Source organism: Acidovorax sp. KNOB132, from assembly GCF_057541515.1.
In genome coordinates, this window is the sequence record NZ_BAAJYT010000632.1 from 1 (window position 1) to 673 (window position 673).

A 673-nucleotide genomic window follows, 5' to 3' on the forward strand; every position below is an offset into this window, starting at 1 on the left:
GGCTCTGGGCCGACGACGAGGCCGATGCGCCCCCCGGCCCGCGCCGCCGCCCCAGGTGTGGCGCATGGCGCGGCCCGATCTGTTCTCGGTGCGCAACACCACCGTGCCCGCCTACCTGCAGCCCATGGTGCACGAGGTGAAGGCCAGCCGCGCCGACCTGCTGTCCGACCTGCGGCACGGCGCCAAGCGGCAGGCCTACCAGTGGCTGTGCGAGGAGTGCTACTACGTGTTCCCGGCCGGCGTGGCCGCGCCCGAGGAGATTCCCGAGCCGTTCGGCGTGTGGGTGCTGCACGGCGAGATCGACCACGGCCGGTTCGAGCTGCTGCGCCCCGCCCGCCACGCGGGCTGCAGCCTGCCGTTCGCCGTCTGGATGGCGCTGTGCAAGGCCACGCCGCTGCGCAGCGAGGGCGAGCCGGCGCAGGGGCTGCTGGGCGAGGGGCTGGCCGGCCTGGAGGATGCCGACCTTTCGCGGGAGGCGGCCCGGGGCCCGGCGCCGGACCCCTGCGAGGGCGCCGCCTGATGTACACCGTGGCTGTGCGCGAGCTGTGCGAGTTCACGGCCAAGCAGGGCGATCTGGACCTGCGCTTCACCCCCGCGCCCACCGCGCTCGAAGGCATCGCCGGCCATGCCACCGTGGCCCAGCGGCGCATGGCGGGCCGGGGGCGCGGGCGCC

General features: G+C 75.8%; 1 pseudogene. It reads left to right on the forward strand.

Going from position 1 to position 673, the window contains the following annotated elements:
• A pseudogene (locus AC27IO_RS25120) lies at nt 1–520 on the forward strand (hypothetical protein); the annotation flags it as partial.
• Nucleotides 521–673 lie beyond the last annotated feature (153 nt).